We start from the raw sequence: 20,215 nt of genomic DNA, 5'->3' as shown, positions 1-20,215 counted from the left end.
TACCGCCAATTTCTCTATCTTCATGGGTACAGAAATCCACTTCAATACAATATTATAATTATACGCTGAAGACGAAAAAATGACAATCATCCGTGGTATACTGAAGGAAAATCCCATTTTCACAATCTGCTGTAGAAAGGAATCTGCTTATGAATATCCTTGCCCTGGCCCAGGCGGAATTTCCTGAAACCCTCCGCCTCCGCCGCCATTTCCATGAAAACCCGGAGCTCAGCTGCCGGGAAGTGAACACCATCGCTTTTTTGGAAGCCTACCTGAAGGACCTGGGGATTCCCACCATCAACGTCCCTGACGGAGGGCTTCTGGGGATCATCGACAGCGGAAAGCCCGGAAAGACCCTGCTCATGCGGGCGGACACCGACGCTCTCCCCATTGCCGAAAGTCCGGAAAATCTGAAAGGTCCCAAAGTCTGCCTTTCCCAGGTGCCCGGGGTGTCCCATGCCTGCGGCCACGACGGCCACATGGCCATGCTGCTTACCGCCGCCCGGATCCTGGTTTCCCACAAGGAAGCCTTTGCCGGGAAAGTGGTGCTGTGCTTTGAACGGGGAGAAGAAGAAAGCGGAGACATCCAGAACCTGCTGCCCTATATTGTGAAGGAATCCGGCCTCACCATCGACGGCTGCTACGCCACCCATGTGCGGTGGGACCTGCCGGCAGGGAAAGTGTCCATCACCCCCGGGGCGGTCATGGGAGGCGGCTGTTCCTTTGTGATCCGGCTGAAGGGGACCTTCGGCCACGGAGCCCGGCCGGACCTGGCCAACAATCCTATGGACTGCTTTGCCGCCCTGTACCAGCAGCTGAACGAATTCCGCCAGCGGAAGGTGGATCCCTTTGAATGCCTCACCTTCTCCCTGGGGTTCGTCCACAGCGGAGAAAAGTACAATGTGATCCCGGAAGACCTGACCTTCGGAGGCACCGCCCGGTTCTTCAACTACCAGAAGGCCGGGAAGCCCTTTGAGGACTTCCTGAAGAAGGCCCTGGCCGCCAACGCTGATATTTACGGCTGTGAAGGGGAAATCCTGCACATGCCCGAAGCCCTGTTCGAAGCCCGGAACAATACGGCCTGCGCCCAGTTGGGCCGGAAGGCGGTGGCGGACGCCCTGGGACCGGATGCCCTTCAGGATCCCCAGCCCTGGATGGCCTCGGAATCCTTCGCCCTGTTCCTCCAGGAATATCCGGGAGTCCTGGCCTTCACCGGCATCGCCAACCCGGAAAAAGGCTGCGGGGCCAACCACCACACCCCGGAATTCGACATGGATGAAACCGGTCTCACCACTGGTGCCGCCATGGGAGTGGCCTACGCCCTGGCCTTTTTGAACACAGACTTCGACCCCCAGTTCACCCCCAACCCGGAACCCGTAGAGCGCCTGGCAAAACGGAACGTATAAAGGGGTGCTGCACGCAATGTGCAGCACCCCTTTTTTCTTATATCCGTTCTTTCAATTCTTCCAGCACTTTCTTCTGCTCTTCCACCGCTTCTTTTCCCATTTTCACCTGTTCGGCGTTGTTCTGGGGAGCAGGGCCGCCGTAGCTGGTCCGGGCTGCCACGCAGTTTTCCGGTTTCAGGCATTCCAAAAGGTCCGCCTCGAAGAGAGGACACATTTCCTTGTATTCTTCCAGTGTCAGCTGACCCAGCAGCTTGTGTTCGGCAATGGCCTTGGCCACGGCCTTCCCCACAACGGCATGGGCCTTCCGGAAGGGCATCCCCTTCCGCACCAGGTAGTCCGCCAGGTCCGTGGCGTTGGAATAGTCCTTGTGGACCGCTTCCGCCATCTTTTCCTCGTTGACCTTGGTGGTGAGGATCATGTCCCGGTACACCTGGAGGGAGAACTTCACCGTGTCGATGGCATCGAAGAACCCTTCCTTGTCTTCCTGGAGGTCCTTGTTGTAAGCCAGGGGCAGCCCCTTGAGGGTGGTCAGAAGGGCGGTCAAGTGGCCGTACACCCGGCCGGTCTTCCCCCGGACCAGTTCAGAGATGTCCGGATTCTTCTTCTGAGGCATCATGGAAGAACCAGTGGCAAAAGCGTCATCCAGCTCGATGAACCCGAATTCCGTGGAAGACCACAGGCACATTTCCTCGCTGAGCCGGGACAGATGCATCATGAGAAGGGACGCAAAGCTGAGGAATTCCAGCACATAATCCCGGTCGCTGACCGCATCCATGCTGTTCCCGTACACCTGGGAGAAATGGAGCTCCTCCGCCACCTGGAACCGGTCGATGGGCAGAGTGGTCCCGGCCACGGCACCGGCCCCCAGGGGCATGATGTCCGCCCCGTCCCACACTCCCTGGAGCCGGCGGAAATCCCGGCGGAGCATGTTGAAGTAGGCCAGCATGTGATGGGCAAAGGTAATGGGCTGAGCCCGCTGGAGATGGGTATACCCGGGCATCAGGGTCTTCAGGTGCTTTTCCGCCATGGTCAGCAGGGCTTCCTCAAAGGCGATCAAAAGCTCCATGATCTCGGTGACTTCCCGTTTCATGTACATGTGCATGTCCAGGGCCACCTGGTCGTTCCGGCTCCGGGCCGTATGGAGCCGGGCCCCGGCGTCCCCGATCTTGTCCGTCAGGGCCGCCTCGATGTTCATGTGGATGTCTTCCAGCTCCGTGCTGAAGTTGAATTTCCCGGCCTGGATCTCTTCCAGTATCTCCTTCAGCCCTTTTTCGATGGCTGCGGCGTCTTCCTGGCTGATGATCCCCACCTTGGCCAGCATGTGGGCATGGGCAATGCTCCCCCGGATGTCCTCATGATACAGCCGTTTGTCGTAATCGATGGAGGCGTTGAAGGCATCCACCAGGGCGTTGGTGTCCTTGCTGAACCGGCCTCCCCACAGTTTCGTCTTGCTCATTATTTCAGTTTCCCCTGTTTCATGAGGGCTCTTACCGTAAGAGGCAGCCCGAACAGGTTGATGAAGCCCTGGGCATCAGCCTGGTTGTACACTTCGTCTTCCCCGAAGGTGACGTATTCCTTGCTGTACAGGGAATAGGGGCTGGTGGTGCCGGCGGAGATGATGTTGCCTTTGTACAGCTTCATCTTCACGGTACCGGTGACGGTCTTCTGGGTTTCATCCACAAAGGCCTGGAGGGCTTCCCGCAGAGGAGAGAACCACATGCCGTCGTAAACCAGTTCCGCATACCGGATGCCGATCTGTTCCTTGTAGTTGTAGGTGGCCCGGTCCAGACACAGGTTTTCCAGTTCGTTGTGGGCGTAGTAGATGATGGTGCCGCCAGGAGTTTCGTAAACCCCACGGTCCTTCATGCCCACCAGCCGGTTTTCCACCATGTCGGCAATGCCGATGCCGTTCCGTTTGCCGATTTCATTCAGGGTTTCCATCATTTCCACCGGTTCCATCTTCTTGCCATTGACGGCCACAGGAACCCCCTGTTCAAAGTCCAGGGTCAGGTATTCGTCCTTGTCCGGAGCGGCTTCCGGAGTCTGGCTCATGATGTAGATTTCAGATTTGGGTTCGTTGGAGGGATCTTCCAGGTCGCTGCCTTCGTGGGACAGGTGCCAGATGTTCCGGTCCATGCTGTAGTCTTTTTTCTTGGTCACAGGGACCGGGATATTGTGGGCGGCAGCGTAATCGATGGCGTCATCCCGGGATTTGATCTGCCATTCTCTCCAGGGAGCGATGACTTTCAGCTGGGGAGCCAGGGCCTTGATGCCCAGTTCGAACCGGACCTGGTCGTTGCCCTTGCCGGTAGCCCCGTGGGCAATGGCGTCCGCCCCTTCCTTCAGGGCGATGTCCACCAGATATTTGGCGATGATGGGCCGTGCAATGGAGGTGCCCAGCAGGTATTTCTTTTCATAGACGGCACCGGACTTCACCATGGGCCAGGCGTATTCTCTCAGGAATTCATCCCGCAGGTCCAGGATATAGGCCTTGCTGGCACCGGATTTAATGGCTTTGTCATGGACGGGAGCCACTTCTTCCCCCTGCCCGATGTCTGCAGTCACCGTGATCACTTCACAGTTGTTGTAGTTTTCCTTCAGCCAGGGAATGATGCAGGAAGTATCCAGACCGCCGGAATAGGCCAGGACTACTTTTTTGATGTCTTTTTTATCCATTGTACGTCTCTCCTTTATTCGTTCTATCTTTTTATTTTACAGCACCGCGTCGCTCATCAGCAAGGCCATAATGGCTTTCTGCACATGGAGTCGGTTTTCCGCCTCGTCGAACACTGCAGAGTGAGGTCCTTCGATTACATCGTCGGTGATTTCCTCCCCCCGGTGGGCGGGCAGGCAGTGGAGCACCATGGCGTCCGGACGGGCCAGGTCCAGCAGATGCTGGTTGATCTGGTAGTCGTGGAGGGCCTTTTTCCGTTCTTCCCGCTGGGCTTCTTCCCCCATGCTGGCCCACACATCCGTATAGAGCACATCCGCTCCCTTGGCCGCGTCTTCCATGTCTTCCTGGACGGTGATGGTGCATCCGGTAATGGCCGCATCCATCTTGGCCTGGGCCACGATGTGAGGATCCGGCTGGTAGCCTTTGGGGCTGGCGCAGACCATGTTCATGCCCACCTTGGCGCAGGCGAACATAAGGGAATGAGCCATGTTGTTCCCGTCTCCCACATACACCAGCTTCCGTCCCTTCAGCACATCCTTGTATTCCAGGATGGTGAACATGTCCGTCAGGGCCTGGCAGGGATGGAGCAGATCCGTGAGCCCGTTGATCACCGGCACCGTGGCGTAGTCCGCCAGTTCCTTCACCGCTTCATGGGAGAAGGTGCGGATCATGATCCCGTCCACGAACCGGGACAGCACCCGGGCGGTGTCCTTTACCGGTTCCCCCCGGCCGATCTGGGAAGTGGCTTCGCTCATGTAGATGGGATGGCCCCCCAGTTGATGGAACCCGGTTTCAAAAGAGACCCGGGTCCGGGTGGACGCCTTGGAAAAGATCATGGCCAGGGTTTTCCCCTTCAGGTATTCATGGGGTTCTCCCAGCTTCTGTTTTTTCTTCAGTTTTCTGCTCACATCCAGGATGGTGGCCACTTCCCCCACCGACAGATCATGGATGGAAATCAAATCCTTGTTTCTCAAAGCCATAGTATACCTTCTTTTTTATCAGAATTCTGCCAGAAGCTCATCCAGTCCCTTCAGCAGTGCGTCGATATCTTTTTCACCGATGATCAGCGGCGGCACGAACCGCAGCACGTTCCCGGCGGTGCAGTTGATGATGAACCCTTTCTTCAGGGCTCCCTGTACCAGGCTGGCACCCGGTTTGGCCAGTTCCAGCCCCAGGATCAGTCCCAGGCCCCGGACGTCTTTTACCTTATCCGGATACTTGGCTTTCAGTCCTTCCAGGCCCTTCTTGAAATAGGCCCCGGCTTCCGCCGCCTTTTTGTCCAGTTCCAGGTCCTTCATGGCCTTGATGGCTGCATAGCAGGACGCGCAGGACAGGGCGTTGCCCCCAAAGGTGGAACCGTGGTCCCCGGGTGCGAACACATGGGCCAGTCTTTCCTGGACCACGAAAGCCCCCATGGGGAAGCCGCCGCCGATGGCTTTGGCCAGGGTCATGATGTCCGGTTTCACCCCGCTGTGCATCCAGGCGAACCAGTACCCGGTCCGGCACACCCCGGTCTGGATCTCATCGAAGATCAGCAGGGCATCGTGCTTTTCGCACAGTTCCTTCACCTTTTCCAGATAGCCGGCAGGAGGCACATGGACGCCCCCTTCGCCCTGGATCGGTTCCAGGAGCACCCCGCACACCTGGTCATCCATGACCTTTTCCAGGGCTTCCGTATCCCCGAAGGGCACGTAGATGAACCCTTCCGGCAGAGGATTCAGCCCTTCATGGTAATGATCCTGACCGGTGGCGGTAAGGGTCTCCATGGTCCGGCCGTGGAAGGAATCCTTGGCAGTGACGATCTTGAACTTTTTCGGGTCCTTGCTGTTCCCGTATTTCCGGGCCAGTTTAATGGCCCCTTCGTTGGCTTCCGCCCCGCTGTTGCAGAAGAACACCCGGTCGAACCCGGTGACTTCGCACAGCTGCTTGGCGGCTTTGGCCTGGATTTCATAATAGAACAGGTTGGACCCGTGCATGATCTTGGCTGCCTGTTCACTGACCGCCTTCACCAGAGGAGGATAAGCGTAGCCCAGGGCATTCACCGCGATCCCGGCCAGGAAATCCGTGTATTTATTCCCGTCCGTATCATACAGGTAAACCCCTTCCCCGTGGTCCAGCGCAATGGGGCTCCGGCCGAACACCGGGAGATAATATTTATCAGTGGTTTCCATGATTTCTTTGGTATCCATTGTATCGCTTTTCCTCCTTCAGTCTCTTACGACTTCCGTACCCACACCCTCGTCGGAGAAGATTTCCTGGAGAATGGAGTGTTCCTGGCGCCCGTCGATGATGTGGGTCTTCACCGCCCCGCCGCTGAGGGCGGAGATGCAGGCCTTCACCTTGGGGATCATACCCCCGTCGATGCTGCCCTTCACGATCAGTTCCTGAGCCTTTTCGAAGGTCAGGGTGGACAGGAAGGTGCTTTCGTCCTTGTGGTCCTCGTAGATGCCCTTTACGTCGGTGAGCATCAGCAGTTTTTCCGCTTTCAGGGCACCGGCCACTTCCCCGGCCACGCTGTCCGCGTTGATGTTGTAGGTTTCCCCGTCAGGGCCGATGCCTGTGGGAGCGATCACCGGGATGTAGTCGTTGGCCAGCAGCAGGTTGATCAGGTCCGTGTTCACCTTTTCCACCGTGCCCACATAACCGATGTCCACCAGGTTCACTTGGCCGTTTTCATACACATCCGCCAGATGCTTCCGGGCTTCGATGAGTTTGGCGTCCTTGCCGTTGAGGCCTACGGCCTTGCCCCCCAGGACGTTCAGCCGGCGGACCAGATCCGTGTTGGTCTTCCCCACCAGGGCCAGTTCGGCGATTTCCACCGTTTCCTTGTCGGTGACCCGGAGGCCGCTGACGAATTCAGATTTCTTCCCGGCGGCCTTGAGCATGGCAGTGATTTCCGGACCGCCGCCGTGGACCACCACCGGACGCATGCCGGCGAAGCGGAGAAAGACGATGTCCTCCAGGACTTTATTCTTCAGATCATCGTTGAGCATGGCATTGCCGCCATATTTCACGACCACTGTTTTGCCCTTGAAAGCGCTTAAATATGGCAGTGCTTCAACTAATATGTTCATTTCGTTATTCTTGATCTGCATTGCATTTCCTCCTAATCCAAATTCAGGTATTTGGGATTTTTGTCCGGAATCCGGAACCATATAGAATACGCTTTATCAGGACACGCCTTCCATCCCTGCCTTATGTTGCATTATTATACGCTTTAATGTATAAATTTGCAACTCTTTTTCACAACTTTTTCCAGAGCAGGCCATGTCCTGATATGTGTCTTCATTATAGTACGAAAGAGAGTCTTACAGCCACCTTTTTTCCAAAAAGACCGTACAATTTTGTGAACCCGATTCCATTGGATTTTTCCCGCCATATCCATTACAATGGAAGGAGTAAAAAGGGGGAACATGCGTATGCGGAAACTGTTGTGCATCCTGGTGATCCTGGCGGGGGCCCTGTGCTGGCACATGACCCGGCCGGACACCATCCATGAAAAAGTGGGCGGGCCGGCCCGTCCTGCCTCCCAGGAGACCCGGACCTTCCCCGCCGGCACCCCCCGGCCCCCGGAAGAACTTCCTAGTTCCCTCCAGCTGGTGTGGGAAGGGTGGCACATACGGGAAATCGCCCACAGCCGGATCCCCCGGGAAGACTGGGTCCCTCTGAAGCAGATGTCCCCCTGGCTGCCCAAGGCCCAGGTGGCGGTGGAAGACAAACGGTTCTACTCCCACCACGGGGTGGATCCTGACGGGATCATCCGGGCCACCCTGGTGAACATCCAGAACGACGAAGTGGTGGAAGGAGCCAGCACCATCACCCAGCAGCTGGTGAAGAACCTGCTGCTCACTTCCGACCAGTCGGTGAAGCGGAAAGCGGCGGAAGCGGCCCTGGCCCTGTTGGTGGAAGCCCGGTGCAGCAAGGAAGAAATCCTGGAAATGTACCTGAACACCACCTTCCTGGGGTCCGGTGCCACCGGGGTGAAGCAGGCTTCCCAGGTATACTTCGGCAAAAAGCCCAAAGACCTGAGCCTGCCCCAGGCCGCCACCCTGGCCGGTCTCCCCTATGCCCCCACCGCCCTGAACCCCTACGCCAACTGGCAGGGCAGCAAAAAGCGCCGGAACCTGGTGCTGAACCGGATGGCAGAACAGGACATGATCACCCCGGAGCAGCTGGAAGACGCATTGAACGAACCTTTGGGAATAGGGAAATGAAAAGGGGTGCCGCTGGGCGGCACCCCTTGTTTATCTTTTCTTCAACTTTTCCCCCATCAGCCGCTTGTAGATTTCCACACCCGGCTGATCGTAGGCATCCACATTGGCCAGTTCCCCTTCGTAAGCGATGCTCAGCATCAGGAAGTAGAACAAATGGCCCAGCATGTATTCATTTACATCCGGCAGCCGGTACAGGGCGTTCAGCCGCTGGTCACTGGCCAGAGCCTCTTCGTTGGATTCCATGGCCACTTCCAGGGCCTGTCCCATATCCAGCCCCTCATACTTGTCATATTCCGTGATTTCCGGGAAGGGATTCCGGATATGGACCCGCCCTTTCTCGCTGTCCACAAACAGGAACTGGACCGCCTTGTCCCGGCGCCCGTCCTGGTGGAGCTGGGTCTGGGAATGCATATCCGTGGTGCCGATGGCCACCACCGGCGTCCGTCCGTAGAACACCGTGTTCCCGTCCCGGTCCTTCCGTTTCCCCAGGGATTCCGCCAACAGCTGCACATACCATTCTCCCAGCGCCTTCAGCCGCAGGCTGTAGGGCATGATCACTTCCATCACTGCCCCGTGGTTTTTAGCCCCCAGGTACTTCAGCACCGCATTCAGGAGAGCCGGGTTGGTGTCCAGGTCACTGCCCTGGCAGGCCTGGTCCATCTCCCGGGCACCCCGCAGCAGTTCCTCCAGGTCCATGCCCAGGACGGCCCCCACCACAAGGCCCGGTGTGGACAGGACGCTGAACCGTCCCCCCACCCCGTTGGGCACGTCGAACATGGACCAGCCGTACTTCCGGGCCAGCCGGTTCAGGGGCCCCTTTTCCATCCGCTTGTCCGTAACCACGGCACAGCTCACCTGGAACAGGCTTTCCTCACCTGTCAGGAAGCTGTAATAATGAAGGAAAGCAGCGGTAGGTTCCAAAGTGGTGCCGGATTTGGAAATGGGCACCAACAGCACCCGCAACGGACGGTCCAGGTCCTTCCGGCATTTGTCCGCCAGTTTCACCAGCCCGTCCCGGATGTTGTCCGCATCTTCCGGATCCACATTGTTGCCCCCGAAGAACACCGCAGGCATAGGGTCCAGATGACGGTGCCAATAGCTGCTGGCGCAGCAGTCCGCCAGCACCTTGCCCCCCAGATAGGAGCCGCCAACGCCGCAGAATACCACCGCATCCTGCTTTTCCCGGACCTGTTCCCCGAATTCCTTCAGTTCCTGGAGCAGTTCCGGGGTGTTGGGAGAATCCGGTCCTGGGTAAGGCAGCCGGGGAAACAGTACCGATTCCGGAGTCCCATCCTTGGAAAGATGGTTTTTGGCCCGTCCTTCCTTCCGGATCTTGTCCACCCCTTCCGCCGCCTGCCGGATCCGGGGAGCCAGTGCCTCCACTTCCGCCGGCTGGATCCGGCCTTCGCCCAGCATGTTGGTCACATCAAAAGAAAATCCCGATGGTAAAACAATTGTCTGCTGCATGGGTATCAACTGCTCCTTCATCTGTAAAGTTATGACAGTTTATGTAAAATATCATACCATCTTTGCAAAAGAAGTGCAACAAAAAATGTACAGCAAGTGATTATTTTTTAACGATTCCGAATATTCCGTTTATTTAAATGAACCGGGTTTATTCCATAGCAGACAAATGACAAGACAATAGAAAAATCGTTCATCGTGAGTCGTTTTGGTATCACAGATCCAACGAGAAATCACAGAAACGGGTTTCTCGTAGACACCATTCCTGTGACCGTTGTATCCAACATCCGACCCCACCCACATATATCCGCCCTTTGCAAGGGCGGGGGACCATTGCGCTTGCGCAATGGTGGTGGGTTAGCAGCCCCCGGCTGCGTTCTCCTTCAAGAGCATCTGCCTCCGGCAGATGCTCTCCGACCGCGTAAGACGTGAGATGCCCCCTCGGCCAGAGGCCTGCTCTTCACTCTTCACTCGCCTATAAATCCCACTCTACCTCCGCACCGGCAAACAGCGCATGGTCCTTTGCCCCCTGTTTGATGGAGGCATACCCCAGCGTCCCGTTGAGATACACCGCGTCCTTCAGCTTCTTCCGTCCCGTAAGCCCGGTTTCCTGGATCACCGGCCCGTCACTGCCCCGGTCCTTCTCCGTCCGCTGGTAGTACAGCCCCAGCCGGTCCGCTCCCGGGAAATAATGGTTCACCCGGACATAGTACTTCCGGGCGTCATTGCCCATCCAGTCCCCCAGTATGTCCCCGCTGTAGGTCCAGCCGTCCTGGTAGGTGCCATGGACATACCAGTCCTTGTTGGTGTGGGCCATTTCCGCCACCAGATCCCAGGATCCGTCCCGGGTCAGCTGAGGCAGGTACACTCCGCCCCGCCAGCCCCAGTCCGACGGCATGCCGTGAGCCTGGTCCTCCCCGTACATCTCTCCGTAGAACTGGACCCCGGGCAGCCGCAGCCGGAAGTCGAAGCCCCCGATATCGTTCCATTTGTCCCTGGTATCCGCATTGTGGCCGTAAATCCATTTCCCCCAGTCGTGAGAAGAAAGACCGTTTTCATCCCCGCCCAGCATGGAAATCCGGGAAGCCCCCAAGGTCAGCCACCGGGTGGGAGTCACATCCAGCCGCAGCCCCAAAAGCCCAGGATGGTTGTAATCCTTCCGGCCCCACCGGGCCGCATCCTCCGCCCGGTCCCCGTCCAGACGGCCGTAAAAGGCATGGAAATCCACCTGGCCCAGAAACTTCAGGAAGCCCCCGGCCTGGATGGGTTCATTCAGATGGGCCTGGAGAGTGGTAAGAGGCTTCATCCCGTTCCCCAGCAGCAGATGGCCACTGGCCCCCTGTCCCCAGGTCATGGCCTGCCGGCCCAGTTCCCAGGCCCAGGCCCCGGTCCGGGTCTTCACATAGGCTTCCTCCAGGCTGGCCGTGCCTTCGTTGTCCTTGTCCCAGGACGCCCGGCCCCGGATTCCCAGGGCCACCTCATGGCCCAGGTTCCCGGACGCCTCCACTTCCCCGGCCATACTGCCGTTCCGTCCCTTTTTGTGGCCGTTGGTCCCGGCAAACGGAGCCCATTCACTGGCCGTCCGGCTGTCCCGGTAGGAGAATCTGTCCCCATGGAGATACCCGGTGCCCACCTGGAAAGACCGGAGCCGGAACCCGTCCCCGCCGGTGCCGTTGCCCTGGAGGGCCGCCACCTCCGGCGCCACATAAGATTCCAGATCCGCCAGATCCGCCTCCAGGTACCCGGGAAGAGGCTTCTCCGCCGCCTTTTCCTTCGCTTCCAGGGCCCATTGGGCCATCTGGAGACGGCTGTAGGGCCGGGCCCCGTTGGGCAGCGAAGACAGGTACCCCATCCCCGAAAGTTTGTCAATGGTCTCATAATACCGGCTGTCCACCGGCACATTGGCCGCCACCTGGGCCAGTGCCGTCCCCGGCCCCCCAGCCAGGCCCAGCCCCAAAGCAAGCACCACAGCAAAAGTATGTTTCATAGCACAAAAGCCCCCTTTTTCAGCAAAATCATCCCAGTACTGGGATTTGTGTAGACAAGTAATTATACCATATATGCAGGTGAATGGACGAGGAATTGGAGGGGGGATTAGGTGATTAGGTGATTAGGTGATTAGGTGATTAGGTGATTAAGTGGGTAAGTGGGTAAGTGGGTAAGTGATCACGGGTCCGTAGGGGCCGCACGCCGGGCGGCCCGCCAGGATCAGGAGCAAGATGGAACGGCCACCGTAAAATCCGGCGGCCGTTTGTTCATCGTTGGTCGTTCATCGTTCATCGTTTCGGATGCCAGATGCTGTGCATCTGCCTTTGAACATGAAACCCGGCGGCCGGGATGGGCTCCCCTGCGGGAAGCCCCTACCACGTTGGGGTCAGAGATACAACAGAAAATCAGAGAAACGGGGTTGTCAAAAACTCCGTTCCTGTGACCGTTGTATCCAACATCCGACCCCAACGCCGTAGGGGCGAGCCGCAGGCACGCCCGTCCCGGCCTCCGGTTTTTATACATTCCCAGGAACCCGCCCGGCGGGTTCCCTCCTTCCGCTAGAGACCAGAGACTAGTGACTGTCAGCTCATGACCATCTGCGTGAGACAGAAAAGCGGCCCTGCCGCTTTTCCCCTTCCTCCCATCCCCATCAAATATGATAAAATTAACAATATAGAAATCGTATTCTTTAGCTAAAATACAACATCCCTATGACCGTAGCGATGAAAAAGGAGGCGGAAACCATGTGCGGTATCGGACACGCCATTGCAAGAAAGAACCTGGAAAAAGGCCGCTTAGAAGGAAAACAGGAAGGCCGTCAGGAAGAACGGGAATCCAACATTGTCGCCATGCTGAAGGAAAAGATCCCCATGGAAACCATTTCCCGGATCACCCATTACTCTCTGGACCAGATCCAGAAACTGGGGAAATTGCATGGATTGCTTTAGGTTGGAAAACGCCCCGGCGTTTTCCTCCCCAATGGAAAGGCCGCCGGAAAATCCGGCGGCCTTTTGGTTCATCGTTGGTCGTTCATCGTTTCGGATGCCAGATGCTCACGCATCTGCCTTTGAACATGAAAAACCGGCGGCCGGGACGGGCTCCCCTTCGGGAAGCCCCTACCACGTTGGAATCAAAGGACCAACGGAAATTCACAGAAACGAAGTTATCGAAGATTCCGTTCCTGTGACCGTTGTATCCAACTTCCGACCCCAACGGCGTAGGGGCGAGCCGCAGGCACGCCCGTCCCGGCCTCCCTTTTTTATACGTTCCCAGGAACCCGCCCTGCGGGTTCCCTCCTTCCGCTAGAGCCTAGTGCCTGTCAGCTCATGATCATCGGCATGAAACGTGAGACGCTGAGCGTGAGACTGAAAAGCGGCCCTGCTGCTTTTCACCTCCTAATCACTTTCTCCCCCTGTGTGACTCACTTTTTCATGATCACAGTGGCTCAATTTTTGGCAAGCGCGTGGCTTACTTTTTCTTTGACATTCACATCAGCGACAACCATTTTAGACAGATTGCTGCACCATGCACATGTGGTGAACACAAAACCGGGACACAATAAGGCCCCATCTGCTTTGTCAGTGGGAATTTTTGAAAGAGGCATGTACCATTATGTACTATGCCACTTTCAAAAATTCCCACTTTCGCGCATCTGGAACCTCCTTGCGCCCCGGGAACGAGTCGGAGGAAAGAAAACTGAAAAATGCCAACCGCCTGCCGGGCGTCCCGCCCCCCCCCGCACCTTTTCTGTCGAACACATGCTGTTCTATCGAAAATTCTCCATCCCTGTAGGGTGCCGCCCAACGGGCGTCCCTCCACCAGGCCGCCTAGTGGTCTGTATTCATTCGTTCGGCAATCACCTGATTCCTAAAAAATAAAAGAAAGCCCTTTAAAGATGGAAAATGATATTCCAGCTTTAAAGGGCTTTCCTGGTTATTTTACCAGATTATTAATATTAATAATTGGTAATATGATCGGTCTGAAATTTGGTTGTGATGTAACCAAGGTAACTTGACTTCTTAAGAATGGAAACATGATGGCAATCGCATTTTTTAGCATGCTTTCAACTGGAACATTCCCATCTGTCTCAAAATCAGCAGCTAATTTTACTTGCATTTGAGCAATTTCGGGAATATCAATATCACAACTTAATTCCACTGCCATTTTACTGTCAGATTGGACATTTTTATCCACATGAAATGCAACATTCATTTTAGTAGGTCGAACTGGTTCTTTTCCAGTTGCAGAGAACTTTATATCCTTGACATGCAAATGCTGCATCTGCAAACTGCTTAGCTGTTTTTCCTGAAAATCCATATTGTCTCCTTCTATGCGGCCTTTAAAATTTCATCTGTAGTATCTACTAAAATATCAACAGGCAAATCTGAATCCATCTCATTCCCATCATTTCCGTCAGGATATTCCAAAACTAAAGCAATATCCTTCGTATCAGGAAAAATGGTATGATCTTTGAAATACTCGTCTGCCTTTTGCCCATCTATCACAGCAGGACCCGGTTCATCTACCCATTCAATGCCCAATTCCAAACAGCATTCTTTTAATAATGCGTTAAGATCACTGTTTTTCATTTCGACTGCCTCCTATCGAAACTTTTTCACTTCCCCAATATTTTTATTACTGCTCACAGCATATTGTCTTTGTTTCAAACAAACACGAAACCCAAGTTTATTAACCATGATTCTTTTAGGAAAAGAATAGGCCAAAATTTTTATTCCTTTCAATTTCTTGTAGAAATTGCATGCTAGGCATCGCAGTTTTACACCGCTATTGTCGCCATTAATAACAGGATGTCCTTCTTCTCCTTTTTCCAAAAATGGAAGAATTGTTCTTTCCATTTCAGCCATATTCTCTTCTATATCCAAGTCAAGAAATTCGTCATCATTACAAAAGATATTAGCTTGCAGAAGACACGGTTTTGTTACTTTATTCTTTTTCTTCGCAGCCTCATTTTCTGCCCACAATTCAGCATCTTCCCGCTTGGCAAAAAAATAGATTCCTGTACCAAGCCATTCAATATCTTTACTGCTTTCTATGAATCCCTCTTTTACTATAGCGTCAGCTTTTTGCTGTATTGTTCCATGATAGACTGTTTCTTTGAACATTGCTGGCTCCTGAAATCATGAAAAATGCTTATACTGTTCCATTTAATTATTCTAACAAAGTTCTCTCATTTTGTAAACTCCGAACAGGTATTCTTGAATCAATTGATAAAGTAAGTTGATATTTTAAAATTTTCCCTACTAAAAGACCTCTATACAGACTCTCGATAAGCAAATCGGCTCAACGACCCAAATCACCTAGCCACTTATCCACTTAACCACCTAATCACTATTATTAGGGCCCATCTGAAATCGCCATTTTCAGCCCAACCAAGTCGCCACACCATACTTCCCCCATCCTATATGATCTTGGAAAGCAGCTGCCTGGCCACATTCCATTTAAAATGTCTCCAGGCAAATTGGCTGTTTTAATCCGACTGAAATTGGTCATTTTAACCCGACTCTACTTGGTCAAATTAACCCGACGCTAGAACCCTGGTGAAAATGGGGAATTTCCCATGATGACAATGGGGAAAAGTGGTTGATGAAGAACGCCTTTCTTTTATGCTGAACCTGTAATTATATCTCCGCCCTTTACAAGGGCGTAAGCAGGGCGCATCCGCTTTAGCGGATAGCGAGGTCGCATATGCCGTAGCTGGGGTATCCATGCGCCAGCATGGGTGGTGGGTTAGCAGCCGCAGGCTGCGTTTCCATTCAAAGGAATCCACTGGTGGGTTCCCTCCATTGTTGTAAGCATGAAAAGCGTCTCCCACTTTCACGCCCCATCAGCACCACTCAATAAAATTCTCCTCCGGATGCTTCAAACAGAACTCCTCATTGATTTTTAAGACCGTCACAATAACAATCAATAAAATCATCAGATAATCATTATATTGCGTGTTCCTATCTAGGGAATAAGTTCCATGAATATATTTATTTCGTAAATCAGTGCCATCACTGTATTGTGATTTATTCAAAATATAATTTAAAATATTTTGTTCCGGAATGCTAAATAAAGTATTCTCATATCTCACATCTTCAGTTGCTATCATATTTTCAATACATTGTTTTCTACGGGGATTTCGGTTATAGTAATATGCATTAATTACCCCATATTCATAAAGCTCCCATAAAATGCTGCACTTTATTTTATTCAATTTAATTAACCCATTCGAGGCTATTTCAATAACATTTTTCTTTTTCAGAAGCTGTAATGCGCCTCGTTGATAATTCTCAAAATCTTGATCAAATACTTGATGTTTCTTTATCAAAGAAACAAAATTTTCTTCATATGTATATTTTTCATCACTTTGTCCTTTCTTTGCTATTATTGTTAAATCACTTTGATCCGAGAAGAGTTGAACCATAGTATACTTTATTTCAGGGCTATTCGCATATAAATATTTATCCTTTAACAAAGAAGATATTGCTTTAATGGGAACAGGATTCGATGACATCTCCATAAGTTCTTGATTAATGGTACCATCCGAAGCATAATAATGAAATTCTTTCAATACCCGGTCAAATTGAGTCAATAATTGTATTGAGGAATCAGCATCAGCATCAATGATAGTTGGCACTCCAAATAAGAAACCCTCGGCTTGAAACTCATTTTTTAAGTACTCTTTAAAGAACCAGGGTATAACATCTTCCAATCGCACATGGAAGTTTTGTAAAAAATCTCGATAGGCTGCTAAAGATGAAACCATTGCATTTATTCTCATATGTTGAACAAGGCTCATTTGATATTCTTTTTTCCCTCTAACGCCTATAAATTTTAAAAAGCTTGGTTTATCAGTGGCATATTCAGTTAAAATACATCTTCCGTCCAAATCAATCAGCCCAACTAAATATATAAAATTATTAAGAATGGTTGGAAAATCTAAATATTTTTTCAGCCAACTTTCACTATAAATAATTTTTAAGTTTAGTGGAACTGAATATTCTGTATCTACAGGATTTCGGGTTTTTCCAATGCCTATTGTAATCGAGGTGTGTATTGCAGAATTTGGATCAAATATCTTTTTTTCGATATCTTCTATCCTTTTTTTTACTTTAAGTCTAATGTGCTCATCTATAGGAAATTCTCCTGAATTCGGCGCATTAAAAATAGCCCGCAAATAATTTAAATTAGCTCCAGGATAATCTATATATTTATTCAAGATTGTTTTATAATCATCGCCAGTAAACGTATCAGGTATATTTATTGTAGGTTGAGTCGGGGGCTTTTTTTCAATATATTTACGAATTAAGATTTCAGCGCTTTTTTCTGCTGCCAGCATATACTCCCGCAGGCATTTTCCATAAGATTGCGTGGTGTTCCTATTTTGCAGGATATAATAAATGGTTCGATTTTCACAATCTAAAAGTTGCCTGATAATGCTTTCATCAATAATTTTATATTTGTTGCTCTTTTCAAATAAGCTCCAAAAATCATCTAAATATCTAATATTAATTGCTTCATAGATTTCCACCATATTTGTATTCGTTATTTGATTAAAGAAACGAAAGTACTGTTTTTTCAATTTTTCTTGTACTTCTTTTGAATTTTTTATACTCTTAATCTCAACATCCGGGTTTGATAATATTTTTCCCACATTATATGCTTCTATCGCATCATTAACATTTTTTACAGGTTCATCGAGCGATAGTTTTTGCAATAATTTTTCTGCTCTGGAAACATTCAAACCAAAAGACCAATCATTTCTATCATATGCTTTAACTCTATCATATTTATTTTCTCTGTCAGCCATTCCAATACTCCTTCGTATCGCATAAAAAAATATTAATTTATTTATAAGCCATTAAAACTGCCTGGAAACTGACTCAGGCTGCCTTTCGAAAGCAATCCCATGTTCCCAATTCCCCTAGTCACCTCCACTTCCCATCAGCACCACTCAATAGAATTTTCCTTTGGATACTTCAAACAAAACTCTTCATTAATTTTCAATATGACTGAAACAACAACAAGAAGGACAATCAGATAATCCCACTCTTGTTTTCTTTCATCTTTGGAATAACTGCCATGGATATATCTGTTTCTTAAATCTAAGCCATCACTATATTTGGATTTATTCAAAATATAGTTAAAGAAATCTGCCTCGGGTTCACTAAATAAAGTATCTTTATATTCCAATTCACCATTCTGAAGTAATTCTTCTATATACGCTTTGATCCGAGTATCTTTTTTCAAACAATAAAAATTAAGCACCCTATACTCATATAATTGCTTCAAAACCTGGCACTTCATTTCATTTAATGAAATCTTACCATCATCTTCAATTTGAAGAACTCCTTTATCTTTTAAGACATTAACTATTGCTCTAGGTCTCTGAAAAAAGTCATTGTAATAGATCGGATTCTTTCTGACCAATGAGTAAAAGTTATTTTCATGAATAAAATTATTACCTTTTGGGGTATCTCTAGCAATAGACGTTAACCCACTGCTTGCAGAAAAAATCCAAAAGAGCATATTCTTCAGATCTTCACTTTTAATATATAAATACTTTTTTTCCAAAATAGACGGTATTTGACCTATTGTTATAGGGCTGGAAGATATTTCAAATAATTCCTGGTTTATGAATCCATCGGTAACATAAAGGCAATATTTTCTTAATATCTCATCTAGCTCAATAAACATTAATTTTATCAGTTCTAAAATAGATTTTCCTTCGACTGAAACATTGAATGTAAAACCAGTTACATTAAATTCATTAGGCAAATAGTTTTCAAAAAACCATACGAAAACATCTATAAGGTTAATGCCTCTTTGTTTCAAAAAATTGTAATACGCTTGAAGAGATATCAACGACTTCGTAAGACGATGTTGCTGCGAAGGCTCCATTCTATATTCATATTTACCATGTACTCCTATAAAATATGAAAGACTGCCTTCATCGCATTTTTGCTTAACAAAATCTAATCTTCCCATATAGTCTGTAACTTCAAATACATGAATAAAGTTGTTTAATATAGTAGAAAAATCGGTGAATTTATTCAGCCAATTAGAATCATAACCAATTTTCACATCCAAAGGATTATCTAAATCTGTAGCACAAATTGAAGTTAATGGTTTTATTTCAACAGTAATAGAAGAAATAATCTCCTGATCCTTTTTAAAAATTGTTTTTCCCAATTCTTCCATTCTTTTTTTGCACTTATATTTGAATCGATCTGAAACAGGAAATTCTCGAGTTGATTTCGCTTTTGAAAGGACGTCCAAATAGTTCCATTTCACTGTTTCTGATTCAATGTACTTTTGTAAAATCAGCTCATATTCATTCGTTTTAAGCGTACTAGGTATATAAAATATTGGTTGAAAGGAATCACTTTTCTCTATAAATTTTTTAATCAGTATCTCTGCACTTTTAGGATGCGCAAGCATATACTCTCTTAACTGTACGTTATATTTTTCAACAATCTTCCTGTTCTGCAAAATATAAAAAAGAGCATTGCCATTTTCCATTGTGAGAATCCGTTCGATTAAATCAGAAGAAATTCGCTCATATACGCGTCCCTTTTCAAACATCTCCCAAAAATCATCAAAATAAAGACAATTGACCCTGCTATATTCTTCTATTATGTTACTATCATGGATCTCTTTAAAATACCGAAAGCATGCTGACTTTATTTTTTGTATCCAAGATTCGATATTATCCAAATCGGCAGTTTTGATTTCCGCTCTTTCTATAATTTTAACGATATTGTATTCTTCAAGTACATCATTGATATTTTTACATATTTTACCATTCGGAAATTGCTTTATATACGCAATAGATTCATCATAATAAATTTTAAATGCCAAATCAGTCCTGTCATAGGCTTTAATTCTTTCAGATTTCCTTTCCCGTTCATCCATGTCTATCACTCCTATTAGAACCCATCTGTTTTGATTATTTGGCTACTTTACCCCTTGGCTACATCCCTTTTAAAATATCCCCAGGAAAATTATCTTTGTTCTTAAAATTTTTTTCATTAAAATGCTTATATCCTGCCGTGATACTGCAAATCAAAGAATAAATTGGATCCAGATCACAATCACTTTTCCATGCGTCGTAATAAATGCAGCATTGATTTTTAATTTGCTGATCTTTCAGTTTGAGGCTATCTTTTATTGCATTTCTTTTTTCATCTATCATATCGAAGTCTGTATTATAAGCATCCAAAACCATTTTTGCCTGTTTCACGAAGAATGTTTTTCCACTTCCCCAGGTTCCATTTACTGCGATACTATAGGGACCTTCAATACTGTTTAATAACTTTATGAAATACTGCAACTCCTGATTCCGTTCAAATATATCTTCTTGCAGCGATTTTAAAATATTCTCATCTGTTGGCATCAATTCTAGTCTCTTCATATTTATTTTCCCTCTCTAAGAAGCTATTATGCGCTTACGGTAGAAAGCACAT

16 protein-coding genes are annotated in these 20,215 nt (G+C 49.5%); 3 read left to right on the top strand and 13 right to left on the bottom strand.

Annotated elements, in window-relative coordinates:
• Positions 1–149 precede the first annotated feature (149 nt).
• Entirely contained in the window at positions 150–1,406 is a 1,257-nt protein-coding gene (locus tag ACTQY5_RS09395) for a M20 metallopeptidase family protein (RefSeq protein ID WP_022487734.1), read from the top strand.
• 37 nt (positions 1,407–1,443) lie between these two features.
• Here ACTQY5_RS09395 and argH read toward each other — a convergent pair whose 3' ends face one another.
• The 5 genes from argH to argB are packed head-to-tail and all read right to left on the bottom strand — an operon-like array spanning position 1,444 to position 7,175.
• Positions 1,444–2,862 (bottom strand): argininosuccinate lyase, encoded by a 1,419-nt coding sequence (gene argH / locus ACTQY5_RS09390; protein ID WP_288311578.1) that lies wholly within the window; start codon positions 2,860–2,862, stop codon positions 1,444–1,446.
• Positions 2,862–4,082, bottom strand: coding sequence for an argininosuccinate synthase (locus ACTQY5_RS09385; RefSeq protein ID WP_022487736.1), 1,221 nt, complete (start codon positions 4,080–4,082; stop codon positions 2,862–2,864). The genes argH and ACTQY5_RS09385 overlap by 1 nt, the downstream gene beginning before the upstream one ends.
• Positions 4,083–4,118: 36 nt before the next feature.
• Positions 4,119–5,060 (bottom strand): ornithine carbamoyltransferase, encoded by a 942-nt coding sequence (gene argF / locus ACTQY5_RS09380; protein WP_022487737.1) that lies wholly within the window; start codon positions 5,058–5,060, stop codon positions 4,119–4,121.
• Positions 5,061–5,078: 18 nt separating this feature from the next.
• Positions 5,079–6,269, bottom strand: coding sequence for an aspartate aminotransferase family protein (locus tag ACTQY5_RS09375; RefSeq protein ID WP_441369122.1), 1,191 nt, complete (start codon positions 6,267–6,269; stop codon positions 5,079–5,081).
• An 18-nt stretch (positions 6,270–6,287) separates the two neighbouring features.
• Positions 6,288–7,175: an acetylglutamate kinase gene (gene argB, locus ACTQY5_RS09370; protein WP_022487739.1), complete on the bottom strand. Its 888-nt coding sequence runs from the start codon at positions 7,173–7,175 to the stop codon at positions 6,288–6,290.
• Positions 7,176–7,499: 324 nt separating this feature from the next.
• On the opposite strand from argB, the gene ACTQY5_RS09365 reads away from it, so the two are divergent.
• A complete protein-coding gene (locus ACTQY5_RS09365) occupies positions 7,500–8,294 on the top strand; it encodes a transglycosylase domain-containing protein (protein WP_022487740.1) in 795 nt (264 codons plus the stop codon).
• A gap of 30 nt (positions 8,295–8,324) precedes the next feature.
• On the opposite strand, the gene ACTQY5_RS09360 is transcribed toward ACTQY5_RS09365, so the two are convergent.
• Together ACTQY5_RS09360 and ACTQY5_RS09355 are read right to left on the bottom strand one after the other, a co-directional pair.
• A complete protein-coding gene (locus tag ACTQY5_RS09360) occupies positions 8,325–9,761 on the bottom strand; it encodes a glucose-6-phosphate isomerase (RefSeq protein ID WP_441369121.1) in 1,437 nt (478 codons plus the stop codon).
• 472 nt (positions 9,762–10,233) lie between these two features.
• Positions 10,234–11,745 (bottom strand): capsule assembly Wzi family protein, encoded by a 1,512-nt coding sequence (locus ACTQY5_RS09355; protein WP_441369120.1) that lies wholly within the window; start codon positions 11,743–11,745, stop codon positions 10,234–10,236.
• A gap of 745 nt (positions 11,746–12,490) precedes the next feature.
• On the opposite strand from ACTQY5_RS09355, the gene ACTQY5_RS09350 reads away from it, so the two are divergent.
• Positions 12,491–12,694: a hypothetical protein gene (locus ACTQY5_RS09350; RefSeq protein WP_195839591.1), complete on the top strand. Its 204-nt coding sequence runs from the start codon at positions 12,491–12,493 to the stop codon at positions 12,692–12,694.
• Positions 12,695–13,679: 985 nt separating this feature from the next.
• Here the strand turns inward: ACTQY5_RS09350 and ACTQY5_RS09345 are convergent.
• From ACTQY5_RS09345 to ACTQY5_RS09320, 6 genes are all read right to left on the bottom strand, one after another.
• Positions 13,680–14,063, bottom strand: coding sequence for a protein-export chaperone SecB (locus ACTQY5_RS09345; RefSeq protein WP_074707775.1), 384 nt, complete (start codon positions 14,061–14,063; stop codon positions 13,680–13,682).
• A gap of 11 nt (positions 14,064–14,074) precedes the next feature.
• The gene (locus tag ACTQY5_RS09340) at positions 14,075–14,335 is read right to left on the bottom strand and encodes a hypothetical protein (RefSeq protein WP_022488212.1); all 261 of its coding nucleotides are present in this window, start codon (positions 14,333–14,335) and stop codon (positions 14,075–14,077) included.
• 12 nt (positions 14,336–14,347) lie between these two features.
• The gene (locus tag ACTQY5_RS09335; RefSeq protein ID WP_154487418.1) at positions 14,348–14,869 is read right to left on the bottom strand and encodes a hypothetical protein; all 522 of its coding nucleotides are present in this window, start codon (positions 14,867–14,869) and stop codon (positions 14,348–14,350) included.
• A 722-nt stretch (positions 14,870–15,591) separates the two neighbouring features.
• Positions 15,592–17,559, bottom strand: a complete 1,968-nt coding sequence (locus ACTQY5_RS09330; RefSeq protein ID WP_441369119.1) for a hypothetical protein — start codon at positions 17,557–17,559, stop codon at positions 15,592–15,594.
• A gap of 134 nt (positions 17,560–17,693) precedes the next feature.
• A complete protein-coding gene (locus ACTQY5_RS09325; RefSeq protein WP_154487422.1) occupies positions 17,694–19,664 on the bottom strand; it encodes a hypothetical protein in 1,971 nt (656 codons plus the stop codon).
• 58 nt (positions 19,665–19,722) lie between these two features.
• Positions 19,723–20,163 (bottom strand): P-loop NTPase fold protein, encoded by a 441-nt coding sequence (locus tag ACTQY5_RS09320; RefSeq protein ID WP_441369118.1) that lies wholly within the window; start codon positions 20,161–20,163, stop codon positions 19,723–19,725.
• Positions 20,164–20,215 lie beyond the last annotated feature (52 nt).

It is taken from the genome of Acidaminococcus sp. HCP3S3_H5, from assembly GCF_052122235.1.
GTDB lineage: Bacteria > Bacillota > Negativicutes > Acidaminococcales > Acidaminococcaceae > Acidaminococcus.
Note: the sequence above shows the minus strand (reverse complement) of the source record. Positions and strands in the feature narration are given on the sequence as shown.